Here is an 18,662-nt window from a genome sequence, read left to right as displayed (position 1 = left end):
GCGGGCGTTCGGCGCCCGGTCCTCCTAGCCGATGCTGAAGCTCGTCCCGGACCCCGGAACCTGCTCGCCGTCCACGGACGCCTCCACCCGGTACGAGCCGGGCCCGGACGAGCCCTGACCGCTGGGGCAGCCGGCCGCGGAGCGCCTGCCGTTCCAGGTCACGGCCGCCTCCGCGGTGTCGCCGACGTCGAGGAGGAGGGGGCGCGAGGACGGCTCGGCCGGGCAGTCGTCCGAGGCCCACACCCGGTCGGTGCCGGAGCGGACCGTGAGCGCGAGCGAGGACCGGCCGGCGTCGGCCAGGCAGGCCGCCTTGCCGTCGTTGGTCAGCGTGACGGCGAAGGAGACGGTCGCCCCGGTCGCACCGACGGACGGCACGACGTCGACCCCCAGGTCCTCCGGCGCGCAGGGCCCCGGGTCGACGGGCGCCGTCGACGTCGGGCTCGGCGCAGCCTGGGGGGCAGACCCCGAGCCCAGCGCCCGCACCGCCGCCGTGATGCCCCACGCGACGAGGGCGACCACCGCGAGGAGGACGAGGAGCGCCACCGCGCGGCGGCGCCAGATCACCGCCCGGCTGGGGCGGCGCACCGGTCGGCGAGGGCCGCCGGCCGTCGGGCCGCCTGCCGTGCGCGTGCCGGGCGGGCGCCTCGGTGCGCCCGTGCCCCGGCCGGCGGGTCGCGGCCCCTGCGTTCCCCTGGTCGTCGCCACGGCACGACCGTACGGCTCCCCGCGTGCCCGGCGTGGCCACCACGCCGGGCACACTGGACCTGATGACTACCGACCTTGCCCCCCTGCGCGCGGCGGTCCGGACGTGGTTCGACCAGCATGCCCGCGACCTGCCGTGGCGCCGCCCCGGGACGGGCGCGTGGGCCGTGCTCGTCAGCGAGATCATGCTCCAGCAGACCCCCGTGGCGCGCGTCGAGCCGGCGTGGCGCGCCTGGATGGAGCGGTGGCCCACCCCGGCCGACCTCGCCGCGGCCCCCGCCGCCGACGTGCTGCGCGCGTGGGACCGCCTCGGGTACCCGCGCCGCGCACTGCGCCTGCAGGAGTGCGCGCGCAGCATCACCGCCCAGCACGGCGGGCGCGTCCCGGACACCGAGGAGGAGCTCCTCGCGCTCCCCGGGATCGGGGCCTACACGGCGGCGGCCGTCGCGGCCTTCGCCTACGGGCGCCGCGCCGTCGTCCTGGACACCAACGTGCGCCGGGTGCTCGGTCGCGCCCTCGAGGGGCGCGCCCTGCCGAGCCCGACGCTCTCCCGCGCCGAGCGCGAGCGCGCCGGCGGGTACCTCCCCGCGGACACCGGCGACGACGCCGCGTCGGTGCGCTGGAACATCGGTCTCATGGAGCTGGGCGCCCTGGTGTGCACCGCCCGGTCCCCCCGGTGCGCGCAGTGCCCGCTGGTGAGCGGCTGCGCCTGGCACGCGGCGGGCCGCCCGGCCGACGAGCACGCCGGCAGGCGGCGCCGCCAGGCCTGGCACGGCACCGACCGTCAGGTGCGCGGGCGCATCATGGCGCACCTGCGCGCGCGGCCCGACGACGCGTGGAGCGACGGCCACGAGCTGCTCGTGGCGGGCGCGGACGGCGCCGACCCGGCCGCCCTGGCCGACCCCGCCCAGCCCGCCCGCGCGCTCGCGTCGCTGGTCGACGACGGTCTCGTGGTGGCGGGGGCAAGCGGCTCCTACCGTCTGCCCTGACGCACGGCGCCCGCTCGGGCCGCTAGCCTTCGTGGGTGAGCGAGACCGGGACCACCGAAGCCGCGGCGAGGGCGGCGAGCGTCCTGCGCACGACCCTCGCCGGATGCGTGGGCGCGTGCCTCGCGCTGGGCGTCATGGGGCTCGCCCTCACGGCGCTGACCGGCGCCGACGGCGCGGTCGCGTGGCCGGGCGTCTCCCTGCTCGGGCTCGGGCAGCTCCTCGCGCTCGTCGCGGCCGCCGTGGCGGGGTGGGGCCTGCGGCGCGTGCTCGCGGGGGACGCGCCGCGCGCGGTCACCGCACGGGTGCGCTCGGCGCTGGGGCGCGTGGAGCAGGCCCTGCTCGTCCTGCTGGCGCTGGGCGCCCTCGCCTGGGTCGTCGCCAGGCCGGAGGCCACCGTGGCGATCCTCGCCTGCGCCCTCGTCAGCGCGCAGGTCGCCGCGGTGCTGCACCTCCTGCGCCGCTGACTCAGAGCTCGAGCAGCATCCGCGTGTTGCCGAGCGTGTTGGGCTTGACCCGGGCCAGGTCGAGGAACTCGGCGACGCCGTCGTCGTGGGAGCGCAGCATCTGGTCGTAGACATCCGTCCCCACCGGTGTGCCCTCGATCGGCGCGAACCCGTGGCGGGCGAAGAAGTCCACCTCGAAGGTCAGGCAGAAGACCCGGCGCAGCCCGAGCCCACGCGCGCGCCCCACGAGCGTCTCGAGCAGCCGGTGACCGACCCCCGTGCCCCGCGCCGACGGGTGCACGGCGAGGGTGCGCACCTCGGCGATGTCGTCCCAGAGCACGTGCAGCGCCCCGCAGCCGACCATGTGCGCGGCGCCGTCGCCGGCGGTGCGCTCGGCCACGACGAACTCCTGCACCGCCTCGAAGTAGGTGATGAGCTCCTTGTCGATGAGGGTGCGGTCCGCGGTGTAGTGACGCACGAGGTCGAAGATGGCCCGCACGTCCGCCGGCCGCGCCTGGCGCACGACCAGCGCCTGGTCGTCGTGGCGGTCACCGGCAAGACGAGACTCAGCGCTGCTCACGGCATCGATCCTGGCACGGGCGTGCCGGCCGCGCGCACCCGTTCCACGACGGCCCTGGCGGTCGCCTCGTCGACGACGAGGTCGGTGACGGCCCCCGCGCGCAGCGCCCCGAGCAGGGGTGCGACCTTCGCGACGCCGGCCGCCACGCACACCCGCCTGGGCAGGGCCGCCAGCTCGCGCGGGGTCGGGCCGGTGGCCCGGGCGTTGAGGGCGATGTCGGCGTACGAGCCGTCCTCGCGCAGCAGGACCGTGCAGATGTCCCCCACCACGCCCTCCGCGCGCAGGTTCGCCAGGTCCTCCGCGCCGAAGTACCCGCCCTCGTACACGTGGGAGGCGAGCGGCCCGCTGAGCGCGCCGGCGCCGAACAGCGCGATACCCACCTGCCCCTGCACCGCCAGCACGCGCCTGACCGAGCGCTCCCGCCACATCGCCTCCTTCGTCGCCGCGAAGTCGAAGAACGCCGGCACCGGGAAGTGGTGGACCCGCGCGTCGAAGGCCTCGGCCGCCGCCGTGAGGATGGAACCCGCGTAGGGGATCCCGGACGTCGCCTGGTTGGCGGCGCCGTTGAGCTGGACGACGGCGCTGCCCGGCACGCGCCGCGGCACGAGGTGACGCACGACGGCGGCGATCGTCGTCCCCCACGCCACGCCCAGCACGGCGCCCGGCTCCATCCATCCCGACACGAGCCGGCCGGCGACCCGGGTGACGCGGTCGAGGCGCTCGACCTCGGTGGCGCCCTGACGGACCGGGACCACGTGGGCGCCGATCCCGAAGACCCCGTGCAGGGCGCGCGCCGCGGCGCTGGAGGAGCCGCCGCGCGCCTGCATCGAGATGCGCACCAGGCCCGTCGCCCGGGCCTCCTTGAGCAGGCGGGAGACGGTCGAGCGCGAGACGCCCAGCCGCGCGGCGACGTCCTCCATCGTCTCCTCCTGCAGGTAGTACATCGCCGCGGCCTCGTACATCACGTCGTCACGTCTGGTCATGCCCACCCTCCGCTCGTGCACAGATGTGCAGCATCCTTGCACCGACGTGCACTACTCCCCGACGCTGGGGGACGTGGCCGGCCCCGCGCCCTCGGGTGGCGGCCGGCGACGCGAACGGACCGTCGGCCGCGAGCACATGCCGTTGCGCATGTGGGCGGCGGTCGCCAGCATGGTGCTGCTGCTCCGCAGCGAGCGCGCCGCACCGTACGGCCGAGCATGGAGGAAGCACATGAGATCGTCCGCCCTGACAAGGAAGTCCCGGGACGAGGCGCTGGCCGCGATGAGCGACGACGAGGGCCTGGACGTCCTCGTCATCGGCGGCGGGGTCACCGGCGCCGGCATCGCCCTGGACGCCGCGACCCGCGGGCTGCGCACCGGCATCGTCGAGGCCCAGGACTGGGCCGGCGGGACGTCGTCGTGGTCGAGCAAGCTCGTCCACGGGGGCCTCCGCTACCTCTACCAGCTCGACTTCAAGCTGGTCCTCGAGGCGCTGACCGAGCGCGGCCGCCTCCTGCGCACGACGGCGCCACACCTGGTGCGGGCCCAGCCGTTCCTGTGGCCGCTGCAGACCCCCGTCATCGAGCGCGCCTACAGCGCCGTCGGGGTCGGCATGTACGACGCGCTGGCCATCGTCGGCTCGCGCGGGAAGTCCACCGTGCCGATCCAGAAGCACTACTCCAAGAAGGGCGCACAGCGGCTCTTCCCCGACATCAAGGACGACTACCTCGTCGGCGCGATCCGGTTCTACGACGCCCGCGTCGACGACGCCCGGCTCGTCATCGACCTGGTGCGCACCGCCACCCAGTACGGGGCGCTGGCCGCCTCCCGCGCGCAGGTGACGGGAATGAGCAAGGACGCGACCGGCCGCATCACGGGGGCGGAGGTGCGCGACCTGGAGAACGGCGAGACGCGCCACGTCAAGGCGCGCCACGTCATCAACGCGACCGGTGTGTGGACGGAGGAGACCGAGGCGCTCGGCGGGACGGAGGGCGGCCTGAAGGTCCTGGCCTCCAAGGGCATCCACATCGTCGTCCCCAAGGAGGCGATCCAGGGCTCGACCGGGCTGTTCCTCCGCACGGAGAAGTCCGTGCTCTTCATCATCCCGTGGGAGCGGTACTGGGTCATCGGCACCACCGACACCGCCTGGCACGAGCCGCGCCGGCACCCGGTGGCCACGAGCGCGGACATCGACTACATCCTCGAGCACACCAACGCCGTGCTCGGCCGGCCGCTGACCCGCGAGGACATCATCGGCACGTACGCCGGCCTGCGGCCGCTGCTGCAACCGGGCACCAAGGACGCCGACGAGTCCAAGTCCACCAAGGTCTCCCGCGAGCACACCGTCACCGAGGCCGCGCCCGGCCTGACGGTCATCTCCGGTGGCAAGCTCACCACCTACCGGGTGATGGCCGAGGACGCCGTCGACTTCGCGCTGGGCGAGGCGCGGGCCAGGCAGACGCCGTCCGTCACCGCGACGACCCCCCTCGTCGGGGCGGAGGGGTTCGCGGACGCCATGCGCCAACGCGCCGGCATCGCACGCAGCCGCGGGTGGACGGCCGACCGGGTCGACCACCTCTTCGGCCGGTACGGCTCGGAGGTCTCCGTCCTGCTCGACATGATCGACGCGGACCCAGAGCTGGGCCGCCCGCTCGAGCACGCCCCCGCCTACCTGCGGGCCGAGGTCGCCTTCGCCGTCACCCACGAGGGCGCGTTCCACCTCGAGGACGTGCTCGTGCACCGGGTGCGCCTCGACTTCGAGACCCCCGACCGCGGCGTCAGCGCGCTCGAGGAGATTGCCGGCATCGTCGCGCCCCTCCTGGGCTGGGACGAGGCCACGACCCGGCGGGAGATCACCTCCTACCGGGAGCAGTCCGCGGCCGTCCTGGCCGCGGAGCAGGAGACCACCGACGCCGACGCGGCCCGCACGCGGCTCCGCGTGCCGGACCTCGTCCCCATGGCTGACCTGCGCGAATCCGTATAAACCCCTTCCCGCGACCGACCAGGTGGTGTTGTATCCGTCCTAGGGTCTCCCACCCCTAGCAGAGCGCCCGCCGGGCGCCCGGACTGGCACAACGACGTCGCCAGAAAGTGAGTGCACAGTGGACCTCTCGATGTCCGACATCTTTTTCTCGGAAGTGATGGGCACGGCGATGCTGACCCTGCTGGGTTGCGGCGTCGTCGCCAACGTGGTCCTGCCCAGGACCAAAGGTTTCAACAGCGGCTGGATCGTCATCACGTTCGGGTGGGGCCTCGCCGTCTTCGCCGGCGTCTACGTCGCCTTCAAGTCGGGCGCGCACCTGAACCCGGCCGTGACGCTGGGCCTGCTCGCCAACGGTTCGGACATGGTGGGGGCGACCGACACCCACAACGCGGTCCCGGGCACCGGCGGCAACGTGCTCACCTATCTCGCGGGCGAGCTGGTCGGGGCGTTCATCGGTGCCATCCTGGCGTGGGCGGCGCACAAGAAGCACTTCGACGAGGAGGCAGACCCCGGCACGAAGCTGGCGGTGTTCTCCACCGGCCCGGCGATCCGCTCCTACGGGTGGAACTTCATCACGGAGGTCATCGGCACCTTCGTCCTCGTGTTCGTCATCATCATGTTCGGCAGGTCACCCAGCGGCCTGGGGCCCCTCGCCGTCGCCCTGCTCGTCGTCGGCATCGGCCTGAGCCTCGGCGGCCCGACCGGGTACGCCATCAACCCGGCCCGTGACCTCGGCCCCCGCCTCGCCCACGCCGTCCTGCCCATCCCGGGCAAGGGCAGCAGCGACTGGGGGTACTCCTGGGTCCCGATCCTCGGCCCCATCGTCGGCGGTGTCATCGCGGGCCTGCTCGGCGCGGCCGTCCTCTGACCGTCCGCCCCCTGACCGGCCCTCCTCCGCGGCGCGCCGGAGGCCGCGGCCGACCGGCGCGCGCCTGCTCCACCCACTGACAGCTCTTCGGTCACCCGAGGGTGCCCGACCCACAACGATGTGAAAGGACCACCATGGCTGACCAGAAGTACGTCCTCGCGATCGACCAGGGCACCACGAGCTCGCGCTCGATCATCTTCGACCACTCCGGGCAGATCGTGCAGACGGGCCAGCTCGAGCACGAGCAGATCTTCCCCCGGGCCGGCTGGGTCGAGCACGACCCGGAGGAGATCTGGACGAACGTCCGCGAGGTCGTCGGCCTGGCGCTGACCCGCGCCAACCTCACCCACCGCGACATCGTCGCCGTCGGCATCACCAACCAGCGCGAGACGACGGTGGTCTGGGACAAGACCACCGGCAAGCCCGTCTACAACGCCATCGTCTGGCAGGACACCCGCACCGCGAAGATCGTCGAGGAGCTCGGCGGCGCCGACGGGCAGGACAAGTACAAGTCGCGGGTCGGCCTGCCGCTGGCCACCTACTTCTCCGGCCCCAAGGTCAAGTGGATCCTCGACAACGTCGACGGCGCGCGGGAGAAGGCCGAAGCGGGCGACCTGCTCTTCGGGAACACCGACTCTTGGGTGCTCTGGAACATGACCGGCGGCCCGGACGGCGGCGTGCACGTCACCGACGTCACGAACGCCTCGCGCACCATGCTCATGGACCTCGCGACCCTCAGCTGGGACGAGGAGATCGCGAAGGACATGGGCATCCCGATGTCCATGCTCCCCGAGATCCGGTCCTCCTCCGAGGTCTACGGCGAGGGCCGCACGGGCGGGTTCGTGCCGGGCATCCCGATCGCGGGCATCCTCGGGGACCAGCAGGCGGCGACGTTCGGCCAGGCCTGCTTCGAGGTCGGCATGGCCAAGAACACCTACGGCACCGGCAACTTCATGCTGCTCAACACCGGCAACGAGCCGGTCGAGTCCAAGAACGGCCTGCTCACCACCGTCGCGTACAAGATCGGCGACGCCAAGGCCGTCTACGCCCTCGAGGGCTCGATCGCCGTGACCGGCTCCCTGGTGCAGTGGCTGCGTGACAACCTCGGGATCATCAAGTCCGCCCCCGAGATCGAGGAGCTGGCCAAGACGGTCGAGGACAACGGCGGCGCCTACTTCGTCCCGGCGTTCTCTGGCCTGTTCGCCCCGTACTGGAGGTCCGACGCGCGCGGCGCCCTGGTGGGCCTGACGCGCTACGTCACCAAGGGCCACATCGCCCGCGCGGTGCTGGAGGCCACGGCCTTCCAGACCCGCGAGGTCAACGACGCCATGACCGCGGACTCCGGCGTCGCCCTCACCGAGCTCAAGGTCGACGGCGGCATGATCGCCAACGAGACCCTCATGCAGTTCCAGGCCGACATCCTCGGCGTCGACGTGGTCCGCCCGAAGGTGGCCGAGACGACGGCGCTCGGCGCGGCCTACGCGGCCGGCATCGCCGTCGGCTTCTGGGACGGCGAGCAGGACGTCATCGACAACTGGGCCGAGGACAAGCGATGGACGCCCCAGATGGACGAGGCCGACCGCGAGCGCACCTACCGCCTGTGGAAGAAGGCCGTGACGCGGACCTTCGACTGGGTCGACGAGGACGTGCGGTAGGGCCGGGACCGCGTCGGCGACGGGCGCCTCGGTGTGCCCGTCGCCGCGCGTCCGGCGCCGGCGCGCCTCCCGCTGCGCGCCTCCCGCTGCGCGCCTCCCGCTGCGCGCCCACCGCGGCCCGCCGGGGCGCCCACCTCACGCGCGTGTCGGTGGTCGTTGGCACACTGGGACCATGAGCAGCCCCGAGCAGATCACCGACCCCCTGTGCTACCACGGCGAAGGGCCGGTGTGGTCCGAGACGTGGGGCGGCCTGCGCTGGGTCGACATGCTCGCCGGGGACCTGCTGACCCTGCGCCCGGGCGGCTCGGTGGACCGGTTGCACGTGGGCAACATCGCCGCGTTCGTCCGCCCGCGCGCCTCCGGGGGCTACGTCGTCGGCCTGGAGCGGGGGCTGGGCCTGGCAGAGGGCCCCGACGAGGCCCCCACGCCCCTGCCGGAGATGTGGTCCGACACCGGCATCCGCATGAACGAGGGCGGCTGCGACCCCGCCGGCAACCTCTACGCGGGCTCGATGCCGTACAACAAGGCCCCAGGGGCCGCGTCGCTGTACCGCGTCACGCCCGCCGGCGCGGTCTCCGTGGTCGTGCCGGAGGTGACCACCTCCAACGGCATCGACTTCTCCCCCGACGGCACACGCGCCTACTACAACGACACCCAGACCGGTGGCACGGACGTCTTCGACGTCGTCGACGGCGAGCTCACGGGCCGCCGCCTCTTCCACCACGGCGACGGCGGCCGCCCGGATGGCCTGACCGTCGACTCCGCGGGCAACGTGTGGGTCGCGCTGAACCGGGTCGGGAAGGTGCGCTGCTACTCCCCAGACGCCGAGGTCCTCACCGAGGTCGACCTCCCGCTGCGCCTGGTCACGGCGTGCACGCTCGGCGGCCCCGACCTGCGCGACCTGTACATCACCACGTCGCGCGAGAAGCTCGAGGACCCGGAGCCGGGCGCCGGCGCCGTCTTCCGGATGCGGGTGGACGTGCCCGGCAAGCCCGTCCTGCCCTACGGGGGCTGACGCACCAGTAGACCGAGGAGGCCGACGTGCGGATCGCGATCTTTGCCACCTGCATCGCGGAGGCGATGTTCCCGCAGGCGCCGGCGGCGACGGTGCGGCTGCTGGAGCGCCTGGGCCACGAGGTCGCCTTCCCTCCCGGGCAGGCGTGCTGCGGCCAGATGCACGTCAACACCGGCTACTACCGGCAGGCGGTGCCGGTGATCCGCAACCACGTCGCGGCCTTCGCGCCGGTGCTGGACGGGGAGTGGGACGCGGTCGTGGCCCCCTCGGGCTCCTGCGTGGGCTCCGTCCGCCACCAGCAGGCGATGGTGGCGACCCGGGAGGGCGACGCCCGCCTGGCCCGGGACGCCGCGGCGGTCGCGGCCCGGACGTACGAGCTCTCCGAGCTGCTCGTGGACGTCCTGGGCGTCACCGACGTCGGCGCCTGGTTCCCGCACCGGGTCACCTACCACCCCACGTGCCACTCGCTGCGGCTGCTCCGGGTGGGCGACAAGCCCGTGCGGCTGCTGCGGGCCGTGGGCGGCATCGACCTGGTCGACCTGCCCGAGGCGGAGTCGTGCTGCGGGTTCGGCGGGACGTTCTCCCTCAAGAACGCCGAGACCTCCGCCGCGATGGTCACGACCAAGACCCGCAACATCGTGGCCACCGGGGCCCGGGTCGTCACCGCCGGGGACTACTCGTGCCTGATGAACATGGCGGGCCACCTCTCCCGCGAGCGCACCGGCGTCCACGCCGCCCACCTCGCGGAGATCCTCGCGAGCACCAGGGAGGAGCCGTGGACCCCGACCATGCTCGCCGTGGACCGCGCCGGCACGCCGCCCGCCGGGGTGGCGCCGGAGCCACCGGGCACCGCGGCCGCGGACCGGGCGGGGGCCGCGCGGTGAGCACGTTCCTCGGCATGCCCCGCGTCACGCCCGAGCCGCCCGTCACGCCGGCCGACCCGCTGCGGTGGGGCCCGACGTTCCCCGAGGCGGCGCACGAGACCCTGGGCAACGCCCAGATGCGGGCGAACCTGGGCCGGGCCACCCACACGATCCGGGACAAGCGCCTGCGGGTCACCGCCGAGCTGGAGGACTGGGAGGCGCTGCGGGACGCCGGGGCGGCGATCAAGCACGAGGCGATGTCGAACCTGCCCGCGCTGCTGCTCCAGCTTGAGGAGAACGTGACCGCCCGCGGTGGCACGGTGCACTGGGCCCGCGACGCCGCCGAGGCCAACCGCATCGTCACGGATCTGGTCCGGGCCACCGGGGAGCGCGAGGTGGTCAAGGTCAAGTCCATGGCCACCCAGGAGATCGGGCTGAACGAGCACCTCGCCGCGGCGGGCATCACGGCCACCGAGACGGACCTCGCCGAGCTGATCGTCCAGCTCGCCGGTGACATGCCCTCCCACATCCTCGTCCCGGCGATCCACCGCAACCGCGGCGAGATCCGTGAGATCTTCGCCCGCGGCATGGCGGACGCCCCGGCCGGTCTGGGCGACGACCCCCACGAGCTGGCCATGGCCGCCCGGGCCCACCTGCGGGCGAAGTTCCTCACCGCCAGGGTCGCGGTCTCGGGCGCGAACATGGCGGTCGCCGAGACGGGCACCATCTCGGTGTTCGAGTCCGAGGGCAACGGGCGGATGTGCCTGACGCTGCCGAGCACCCTGATCACGGTCATGGGCATCGAGAAGGTCGTCCCCGCCTTCCGTGACCTCGAGGTCTTCGCCCAGCTCCTGCCGCGCTCGTCCACCGGCGAGCGGATGAACCCGTACACGACCATGTGGACCGGGGTCACGCCCGGTGACGGCCCCCAGGAGTTCCACCTCGTGCTCCTGGACAACGGCCGCACCAAGGCCCTGGCCGACGACGTGGGCCGGCAGGCCCTGCACTGCATCCGCTGCTCGGCGTGCATGAACGTCTGCCCCGTCTACGAGCGCACCGGCGGCCATGCCTACGGCTCCGTCTACCCCGGCCCGATCGGCGCGATCCTCACCCCGCAGCTCCTGGGCACCGGCGCCGGTCCCGGCCCCGCGGGAAGTCACGACCCCACCGCGTCGCTGCCGTTCGCGTCCTCGCTGTGCGGGGCGTGCTACGAGGCGTGCCCCGTAAAGATCGACATCCCCACCGTGCTGGTCCACCTGCGCAACCGGGTCAACACCGCCGCCGAGCGCCGCCCGCTGCCCACCGCCTGGGAGGTGGGCATGGACGCCGCCGCGGTCGTGATGTCCTCGGGCCCGCGCTTCGCCGCCGCCGCGAACGCGGCGCGGGCCGGCCGCGTCCTCGCCCGCGAGGAACGCATCGGGGCCCTGCCCTTCCCCGCGTCGCTGTGGACCGGGGTGCGCGACCTGCCGGCCCCGCCCCGGGAGTCCTTCCGCACGTGGTGGGCCCGCCACCAGGAGGAGGCCGCCCGCGGGACGACCGGGAGCTCGGGCGGGGACGTGGCCCCGTGATGGAGGCACGTGAGGCGATCCTCGCCCGGGTCCGCGACGCGCTGGGCCGCTCCCAGACCGCGCCCGCTCCCCCGGTGCCGCGGTCGTACCGGGCGACCTCTGACGTCGCGCCGGGCTCCGACGCCGCGCTCGCGCTGCTGACCGACCGGCTGCTGGACTACAAGGCTGACGCGCACGCGTGCGACGAGGCGTCCCTGCCCGCGGTGCTGGCCGGCCTGCTCCGCCTCGCGGGCTCAATCGTCGTCCCACCCGGGCTGCCGACGGCGTGGGCGCGCCCGCTGGCCGACGCCGGCACCGTGATCCGCACCGACACGCGCGAGGCGCCGCTCAGCCCGGCGGCGCTCGACGAGGTCGGCGCGGTGCTCACCGCCGCCCGCGTCGCCGTCGCCGAGACGGGCACCATCGTCCTCGACGCCGAGGCGGACCAGGGTCGCCGCGCGATCAGCCTCGTCCCGGACCACCACGTCTGCGTCGTGCGCCGCGACCAGGTCGTCGCCACCGTCCCGGAGGCCGTGGCCGTCCTCGGCCGCCACCCCGAGCGGCCCATGACCTGGATCGCCGGCCCCAGCGCCACCAGCGACATCGAGCTCGTGCGCGTCGAGGGCGTCCACGGCCCCCGCCGCCTCGACGTCGTCGTGGTGCGGTGAGACCCCCGCCGCCCGCACCGCGCCGCCCGACGATGGCCCGCCGCCCGACCCGGCGCGACGGCGCCGGGTCGCCGCTACCGTCGTGCCATGGCGTCCCAGGATGACGGCGCGCGGCACCTCGACCCGGACGTGCGGCGCGTCCTGGCCGCGTACCGCGCGTTCGAGCGCGGGGACATCGACGCCGCCGTCCGTGACCTGCACCCGCGGGTGGTCTGGACGGAGCCGGAGGAGTTCCCGGGCGGCGGTCGGCGCGTGGGCGTGGCGCAGGTCGCCGCCTACCTGCGCGCCTCCCGTAACATGTGGGGCGAGCTCGAGTCGCGGCCTACCGTGACGCGCCGCGGCGCTGAGGTGAGGGCGGTGCACCGGGTGCGCGGCCGGCTCGTCGACGGCACGCCGCACGAGGCCCTGGCCGTGGACGTCTTCCGGTTCGTGGACGGGCAGGTCGTGGAGATGACCGCGTACGCCTCGCCCGAGGACGTGCCTCCCGAGGCCTGAGCCCACCGGCCGGCGGCGCACGACCGGCGGCGCACTACCCCCGGAGGTGGGACCTCATGAACGTGAGCGCCCCGGTGGCCAGCTTCCTGTTGTCCGTCCACAGGTTGCGCCAGATCGCCAGCGTGTTCGAGAACGACGGGTGGACGACCGCGGAGGAGAACGACTCGAACGTGACGACGCCGTCGTACCCGGAGCTCGCGAGCGCGCCGAAGAAGTCGTCCCACAGGATCGACCCGGTCCCCGGCGCCCCGCGGTGCGACTCCCCGATGTGTACGTACCCGAGCCGCCCGGCCGCGGCGGCGGCCAGCACCGGCTCGCTCATGCTGACCTCCTCGATGTTCATGTGATAGGTGTCGAGGTGCGCCATCACGTTGGGCCGGCCGACGGCCTCGATGAACTCGAGCGTCTGCGCCGTCGTGTTGAGCACGTTCGTCTCGTAGCGGTTGCAGAACTCCAGCGCGATGGTGATGTCCGACGCGGCCGCCTCGTCGGCGAGCGCGGCGATCGTCTCGTGGGAGTTCGCCAGCCCCCTCTCGGTGACCGGCCGGTCGTACTTGCGCAGCGCGGAGTAGATGACGCCGCACAGGTGGGTGCCGCCGGTGTCGCGGACCAGGGCGAGCGCGTCGCGCAGGCGCGCCCGGCCCGCCGCCACGACCTCCGGGTCCTCGCTCGAGACGTCCGTGGCGGCGTCCAGGCCCAGGGACGCCGTCGCCGCGATCCCGTGCTCGGCGAGCAGCTTCGCCGTCAGGTCGACGTCGAAGTCCGCGGGGTCGATCGCCGCCAGCTCGATGAGGTCGTAGCCGGCCTCCGCGGTCGAGGCGATGGCGTGGCGCGCGTGCTCGGGGGACCAGTCGCCCACCCAGACCATGCTGTGGATACCGAACTTCATCGTTCTGCCTTCCTCTGGACGGTGGGGGCGCCACGACGGGCGGCGAACTGTGGCGCGGGGCGCGGCGCCAAGGCGGCGGGTGGGCTGCGGCGCGGTGCCGGGCGACCGCGCTAGCGTGTCCCCCCGTACCGCCGCGTCGCCATGCCGTTGAGCAGCGCGGCCGCGATGAGGATGACGCCGAGCGCGAGGAGCTGGATCTGCGAGCTGAGGTTGCCGGCGAAGGCCAGCAGGATGCCCGCGTTGAGCCACACGATGAGCAGGGCCGCCAGGAACACGCCGAGCACGCGGCCGAGCCCGCCGGTGATGGCCACCCCGCCGAGCACGGCGATGGTGATGGCCGGCAGGGCCATCCCGTTGCCGGAGGTGCCGGCGTCGGGGCGGGCGGAGGCGAACTGGGAGACGGTGACCACGGCGACGAGGCCGGAGATCGCGCCGGCCGCGACGTACGCGAGCATCCTGCTGCGGGCGACGTCCAGTCCGGCCCACCGCCCGGCGGTGTCGTTGGTCCCGATGGCGTAGACCTTGCGGCCGTACGTCGAGCGGCCCATGAGGAGCCAGACGATCACGATGGTCGGCAGCAGGAACAGGAACACCCCCGCGGGGACGAGGGGCAGGTACTGCCCCACCAGGGGCAGCTCGACGGCGCGGGAGGCCCCGTACAGGCCCTGGATCGGCGTGGTGTTGACGGGCTTCTGGCCGTTGATGACCAGCGCGAGGGAGAGATAGGCGTAGTACGTCGCCAGGGTGGCGATGAGCGGCGGGAAGCCCAGGGAGGCCACCAGCACGCCGTTGACCAGGCCGAGGAGGGCCCCGAACAGGATCGCCGCGGCGACGGACACCGCCAGCGGCCAGCCCCACAACCCGTACGCGAAGCCGAAGACCATCCCCGTCAGGGACACGTTGGCCCCCACGGACAGGTCGATGCCGCCCCGCCCGGAGACGATGACGATGAGCTCCGCGAGCGCGAGCATCATGAGGGGGACGGCGTTGATCAGCGCCGCGGCCATGTAGTCGGAGTTGTACGAGGCCGAGAGGTACCCGAGCCGGTCGAGGGTCATCATCACCACGACGACCACCACGACGAGGATCGCGAGCAGCACGATCCGCTGGGTCAGGACCGCGCGCAGCAGCCGCGCGCGGACGGACTCGCGCTCCCCGCCGGCCGTGGGGGTCCCGGTCGGGGCCTGGGCCGTCGCCGCCATCAGGTCCGCCTCCGTCGCTCGCGGACCAGGTCGGCGCCGACGGCGACGATGATGAACAGGCCGACGAAGAGGTTCGACAGCTGGCTCGGCCATCCGATCTGCGTGACGCCGGACGCCACCGTCTGGACGAGCAGCGCACCGAGGACGCTGCCCAGCACCGACCCGCGACCGCCCAGGATCGACGTGCCCCCGATGACGACGGCGGCGATCACGGCGAGCTCCTGCCCGCGGCCGACGTTCTGGTCCAGGCTCGACGTGCCCCCGGCGAGGGTGAAGCAGGCCGCCAGCCCGACCAGCACGCCGGTGACCGTGTAGGCGAGGAAGGTCCGTCGCCGGACGTTGACGCCGGCGAGCTCCGCCGCGTGCGCGTCGCCGCCGATGGCGAAGAAGTGCCGGCCGCCGGCGAAGTGGCGCAGGTACCACCAGGCGGCCGCGACGATCAGCACCATGATGACGAAGCTGTGCGGGACGCCGAAGGTGCGGCCTGCCTCCCCCCGCCCGAACGTGGCGAAGGTTCCGGGGATGCCGTTGACGGTCTGGGAGTTGAAGATCCGCAGGCCGACGAACTGGAACAGGTTGGCGGTGCCGAACGTGATGATGATGGCGGGCACCCTCCCGTAGGCGATGAGCACGCCGTTGACGGCGCCGAGCACGCCGCCGAGCACGAGGGCGACGACCAGCGCGGGCACGAACGCCAGCCCCGCGGTGGCCAGCAGCTTGGCGGTGACCACGGCGCACACCATGAGCGTCGCGGCGACCGAGATGTCGATGCCCCCGGTGATGATGATGAAGGTCATCCCGACGGCCATGATCCCGGTGGGGGCGAGGCGGACGAGCAGCGGCTGGATCGACTCGGACGTGAGGAACGCCGGCGTGAACGCCCAGAGCAGCACCCACGTGACGGCGATGACGCCGAGGAGGACGACCTCCTGGCCCGTCACGGGCGGCGCGATGACCCGGCCGGTGCGCCGCGCGGCCGGGCTCGTCGTCGCGGGGGCGCTCACGGCCGCTCCTCCAGGCGCTGCGGGGCGAGCTCGGAGTCCTCGCGGTGGCCGGCGGCGGCGGCGAGGACGTCGGCGTGGTCGGCGCCCGGCGCGAACTCGGCGAACGGCGTCCCGTTCCGGATGACGACGAGGCGGTCCGCGATCCGTGTCGCCTCGGACAGGTCCGACGTCGCGACCAGCACGGCGGTGCCCTCCTGCGCGAGCTCCTCGATGATCCGGTGGATCTCCTCCTTGGCCCCGATGTCGACCCCCTGCGTGGGCTCGGCGAGGAGGAGCAGGCCGGGGCGCTCGACGAGCTGACGGGCCAGGACCACCTTCTGGGCGTTCCCGCCGGAGAGGTTGGCGACGGCGACCGACTCGTCCGGGGTCTTGATGGCGAGCCGCCCGATCATGCTCCGGGCCACCGTCCGCTCGCGCTGACGATCCATCCAGGCGCCCGCCTTCTTGAAGAGCGACAGGTGCCCGACGGAGATGTTGAAGGCCACCGACTGGAAGCCGAACAACCCCTCCCGCTTCCGGTTCGCGGGGAGCAGGGCGATGCCCAGGTCGTGGGCGTGGCGGGGCGAGCGGGGGGTGACGGTCCGGCCGTCCAACCAGATGGTGCCCGCGGTGACGCGTTCCATGCCGTAGATGGCAGAGGCGATCTCGGCCACCCCGGAGCCGACGAGGCCGTACAGGCCCACCACCTCGCCGGCGCGGACGGTGAGGTCGACGTCGTGGAAGGACCCCTCGGAGCTGAGCCCGTGGAGCACGAGGCGCGGCTCGGCGTCGGCGGCGACGCGCGAGCGGGCAACCTCGGTGATCTCGCCGCCGACCATCATCTGCGCGACGCGCCGCACGTCGAGGTCCCCCACGGGGAAGGTCCCCAGCGTGCTGCCGTCGCGCATGACCGTCACCACGTCGGCGATGACGAACAGCTCGTCGAGGCGGTGGGTGATGTAGATGATGGAGACCCCCGCCGCGGTCAGCCGCCGGATCGCCGAGAACAGGACCTCGATCTCGGCGTCCGTGAGGATCGCGGACGGCTCGTCCAGGATCAGGACCTCGGCGTCCTGGGAGAGGGCCTTGGCGATGGAGACCTGCTGCTGGTGCGCCGCCGAGAGGGTGCCCACCAGCCGCGTGGCGTACCAGGCCGGCAGGGAGAGCCGGTCCAGCAGCCGCACGACATGCTCGTTCTGCGCGGCCCAGTCGATCCGGCCGCCCGTGCGGATCTCCCTGCCGAGGAAGATGTTCTCCGCGACCGTCAGGTCGGGGAAGAGCTGCGCCTCCTGGTAGACCGTCGCCACGCCGAGGCGGATGGCGTCGCCGGCCGTCCTGATATCGACCGGCCGGCCCGCGAACTCGATCTGCCCGGCGTCCAGGGACTCGGCGCCGGAGAGGATCTTGATGAGCGTCGACTTGCCCGCACCGTTCTCCCCCACCAGGGCGTGGACCTCGCCCGGCATCACCCGCAGGTCGGCGTGCCGGATGGCCCGCACACCACCGAACCGCTTCGTGATGCCGGTGAGCGACAGCCGCGCCCCGGCGGCGGACGTGGCGCCCGACGTCGTCATGCCGGCCCCCTCGCTGTGGGCGTCCCCGCCCGCCCGTGGGACGGGCGGGGAGCCGGGTCAGTAGTTGTACTTGCCCACGTTCTCCTGGGTCAGCACCAGGGGCGGCCCGAGGAGCAGCTCCTTGGTGGCGGCGTCGTACTTCACGCCCTTGATGGTGTCGCTGACGTCGTTCTCGGCCTGGAACTCCTTGCCCCCCGCGAGCTGGACCCCGGCCCACGCGGTGAGGTAGCCCAGGGCCTCGACGTCCCAGAGGATCGACCCGGACGACGAGCCGTCCTTGAGGTAGGGGGCCATCGACTTGGGCGTGCCGACGCCGACGGTGAACACCTTGCCGATGCGTCCGGCGTCGCGGACGGCCTGCGCCACCCCGGGTGCGGAGGTGGTGCACTGGCCCACCAGGCCGGTGAGGTCCGGGTGGGCGTTCATGAGGTCGGTCGCCATCTCGGTGGCCTTGGCCTGGTCCTCGCCCGCATACACGACGTCGACGATCTGCACGTCCGGGTACTTCGAGGCCGTGTAGTCCTGCTCGACCTTGATCCACGTGTTGAGGTTCTGCGCCGTCTCCCCGCACGAGACGATGGCGTACTTGCCGGACCCGCCCATCGCCTTGACGAGCGTGTCGACGACGTAGTCCCCGATGCCGTCCGGGGAGGCCTGGCTCACGAACACCTCGCGCACGGAGTTCGGCGCGTCGGTGTCCGACGTCGCCACGTGCAGGCCGGCGCTCTTCGCCTCCTCGAGAACGGGTGCCATGGAGTCGGGGTCGTTCGGGGCGACGACGATGACGTCGGCCTTCTGCTGGATCAGCGACCGGACGATGTCCGTCTGGGCGGCCGGGTCGGCCGTCGTGGGGCCCTGGTAGAGCCACGTGAGCCCGTCGATGTCCTCGGCGGCCTTCTTGCCGCCGGTGTTCATCGCCTCGAAGTACGGGATGCCCTGGATCTTCGGGACGAAGGCGACGGTGACCTTACCGCCGCCGCTGCCGGTGGCCGCGGCCCCGCTCGAGGTTTGTCCACCGGTTCCCCCGCCGGTGTCGCGCTGTGTGCACGCGGAAACCGACAGGGCGAGTGCGAGCGCGGTGGCCGCGACGGCGACCTTGCTGCGCGATCGACGCATGGTCCTCTCCTTGCTGTGGGTGGTCAGCGCGAACCTGCTCGTGGATGTGGCGCCCTCCCTCCGGCCGCGCGGAGGGAGGCAGCGGGGGCGCGCACAGGAGGCGCGGTCG

At 73.4% G+C, this 18,662-nt stretch carries 18 protein-coding genes; 10 read left to right on the top strand and 8 right to left on the bottom strand.

Annotated features, from left to right (window positions below; all coding sequences use genetic code 11):
- Positions 1-24: 24 nt before the first annotated feature.
- Positions 25-585 (bottom strand): hypothetical protein, encoded by a 561-nt coding sequence (locus tag EJK16_RS18555; protein WP_127132077.1) that lies wholly within the window; start codon positions 583-585, stop codon positions 25-27.
- A 182-nt stretch (positions 586-767) separates the two neighbouring features.
- Between EJK16_RS18555 and EJK16_RS18550 the strand changes: the two genes are divergently transcribed.
- Both EJK16_RS18550 and EJK16_RS18545 read left to right on the top strand, forming a co-directional pair.
- Complete coding sequence (locus tag EJK16_RS18550) at positions 768-1,691, top strand: A/G-specific adenine glycosylase (protein WP_127132075.1); 924 nt, start codon at positions 768-770, stop codon at positions 1,689-1,691.
- A 35-nt stretch (positions 1,692-1,726) separates the two neighbouring features.
- Positions 1,727-2,155 (top strand): hypothetical protein, encoded by a 429-nt coding sequence (locus EJK16_RS18545; RefSeq protein WP_127132073.1) that lies wholly within the window; start codon positions 1,727-1,729, stop codon positions 2,153-2,155.
- Between the two features lies 1 nt (position 2,156).
- Here the strand turns inward: EJK16_RS18545 and EJK16_RS18540 are convergent, their stop codons facing one another.
- Together EJK16_RS18540 and EJK16_RS18535 are read right to left on the bottom strand one after the other, a co-directional pair.
- Positions 2,157-2,714: an amino-acid N-acetyltransferase gene (locus EJK16_RS18540; protein ID WP_205739848.1), complete on the bottom strand. Its 558-nt coding sequence runs from the start codon at positions 2,712-2,714 to the stop codon at positions 2,157-2,159.
- Entirely contained in the window at positions 2,711-3,697 is a 987-nt protein-coding gene (locus tag EJK16_RS18535; RefSeq protein ID WP_127132071.1) for a sugar-binding transcriptional regulator, read from the bottom strand. Before EJK16_RS18535 ends, EJK16_RS18540 begins: the two co-directional genes overlap by 4 nt.
- Before the next feature lie 229 nt (positions 3,698-3,926).
- Here EJK16_RS18535 and EJK16_RS18530 point away from each other — a divergent pair, with 229 nt between their 5' ends.
- The 8 genes from EJK16_RS18530 (at position 3,927) to EJK16_RS18495 (ending at position 12,789) form a co-directional block, all read left to right on the top strand.
- The gene (locus EJK16_RS18530) at positions 3,927-5,678 is read left to right on the top strand and encodes a glycerol-3-phosphate dehydrogenase/oxidase (RefSeq protein ID WP_127132375.1); all 1,752 of its coding nucleotides are present in this window, start codon (positions 3,927-3,929) and stop codon (positions 5,676-5,678) included.
- A 130-nt stretch (positions 5,679-5,808) separates the two neighbouring features.
- Positions 5,809-6,546: an MIP/aquaporin family protein gene (locus tag EJK16_RS18525; protein WP_127132069.1), complete on the top strand. Its 738-nt coding sequence runs from the start codon at positions 5,809-5,811 to the stop codon at positions 6,544-6,546.
- Between the two features lie 134 nt (positions 6,547-6,680).
- The gene (gene glpK / locus EJK16_RS18520) at positions 6,681-8,201 is read left to right on the top strand and encodes a glycerol kinase GlpK (RefSeq protein ID WP_127132067.1); all 1,521 of its coding nucleotides are present in this window, start codon (positions 6,681-6,683) and stop codon (positions 8,199-8,201) included.
- A 172-nt stretch (positions 8,202-8,373) separates the two neighbouring features.
- Positions 8,374-9,216 carry an SMP-30/gluconolactonase/LRE family protein gene (locus EJK16_RS18515; RefSeq protein ID WP_127132065.1) on the top strand — a complete coding sequence of 281 codons (843 nt, stop codon included), beginning with the start codon at positions 8,374-8,376 and terminating at the stop codon, positions 9,214-9,216.
- 26 nt (positions 9,217-9,242) lie between these two features.
- Complete coding sequence (locus EJK16_RS18510; RefSeq protein ID WP_127132063.1) at positions 9,243-10,100, top strand: (Fe-S)-binding protein; 858 nt, start codon at positions 9,243-9,245, stop codon at positions 10,098-10,100.
- Positions 10,101-10,114: 14 nt separating this feature from the next.
- On the top strand, positions 10,115-11,647 hold the full coding sequence (locus EJK16_RS18505; RefSeq protein WP_127132061.1) for a lactate utilization protein B: 1,533 nt from the start codon (positions 10,115-10,117) through the stop codon (positions 11,645-11,647).
- Positions 11,647-12,294 carry a lactate utilization protein C gene (locus EJK16_RS18500; protein WP_127132373.1) on the top strand — a complete coding sequence of 216 codons (648 nt, stop codon included), beginning with the start codon at positions 11,647-11,649 and terminating at the stop codon, positions 12,292-12,294. Before EJK16_RS18505 ends, EJK16_RS18500 begins: the two co-directional genes overlap by 1 nt.
- Before the next feature lie 87 nt (positions 12,295-12,381).
- On the top strand, positions 12,382-12,789 hold the full coding sequence (locus EJK16_RS18495; protein ID WP_127132059.1) for a nuclear transport factor 2 family protein: 408 nt from the start codon (positions 12,382-12,384) through the stop codon (positions 12,787-12,789).
- Between the two features lie 34 nt (positions 12,790-12,823).
- Here the strand turns inward: EJK16_RS18495 and EJK16_RS18490 are convergent, their stop codons facing one another.
- The 5 genes from EJK16_RS18490 to EJK16_RS18470 form a co-directional block, all read right to left on the bottom strand.
- On the bottom strand, positions 12,824-13,678 hold the full coding sequence (locus EJK16_RS18490) for a sugar phosphate isomerase/epimerase (protein WP_127132057.1): 855 nt from the start codon (positions 13,676-13,678) through the stop codon (positions 12,824-12,826).
- A 110-nt stretch (positions 13,679-13,788) separates the two neighbouring features.
- On the bottom strand, positions 13,789-14,880 hold the full coding sequence (locus tag EJK16_RS18485; RefSeq protein WP_127132055.1) for an ABC transporter permease: 1,092 nt from the start codon (positions 14,878-14,880) through the stop codon (positions 13,789-13,791).
- Positions 14,880-15,884: an ABC transporter permease gene (locus EJK16_RS18480; RefSeq protein ID WP_205739847.1), complete on the bottom strand. Its 1,005-nt coding sequence runs from the start codon at positions 15,882-15,884 to the stop codon at positions 14,880-14,882. The genes EJK16_RS18485 and EJK16_RS18480 overlap by 1 nt, the downstream gene beginning before the upstream one ends.
- Positions 15,881-17,437 carry a sugar ABC transporter ATP-binding protein gene (locus EJK16_RS18475; protein WP_127132053.1) on the bottom strand — a complete coding sequence of 519 codons (1,557 nt, stop codon included), beginning with the start codon at positions 17,435-17,437 and terminating at the stop codon, positions 15,881-15,883. The genes EJK16_RS18480 and EJK16_RS18475 overlap by 4 nt, the downstream gene beginning before the upstream one ends.
- 57 nt (positions 17,438-17,494) lie before the next feature.
- Positions 17,495-18,553 carry an autoinducer 2 ABC transporter substrate-binding protein gene (locus tag EJK16_RS18470; RefSeq protein ID WP_127132051.1) on the bottom strand — a complete coding sequence of 353 codons (1,059 nt, stop codon included), beginning with the start codon at positions 18,551-18,553 and terminating at the stop codon, positions 17,495-17,497.
- Positions 18,554-18,662 lie beyond the last annotated feature (109 nt).

This window comes from Georgenia sp. SYP-B2076 (assembly GCF_003991205.1).
In the GTDB taxonomy this organism is placed as follows: domain Bacteria; phylum Actinomycetota; class Actinomycetes; order Actinomycetales; family Actinomycetaceae; genus Georgenia.
Note: the sequence above shows the minus strand (reverse complement) of the source record. Positions and strands in the feature narration are given on the sequence as shown.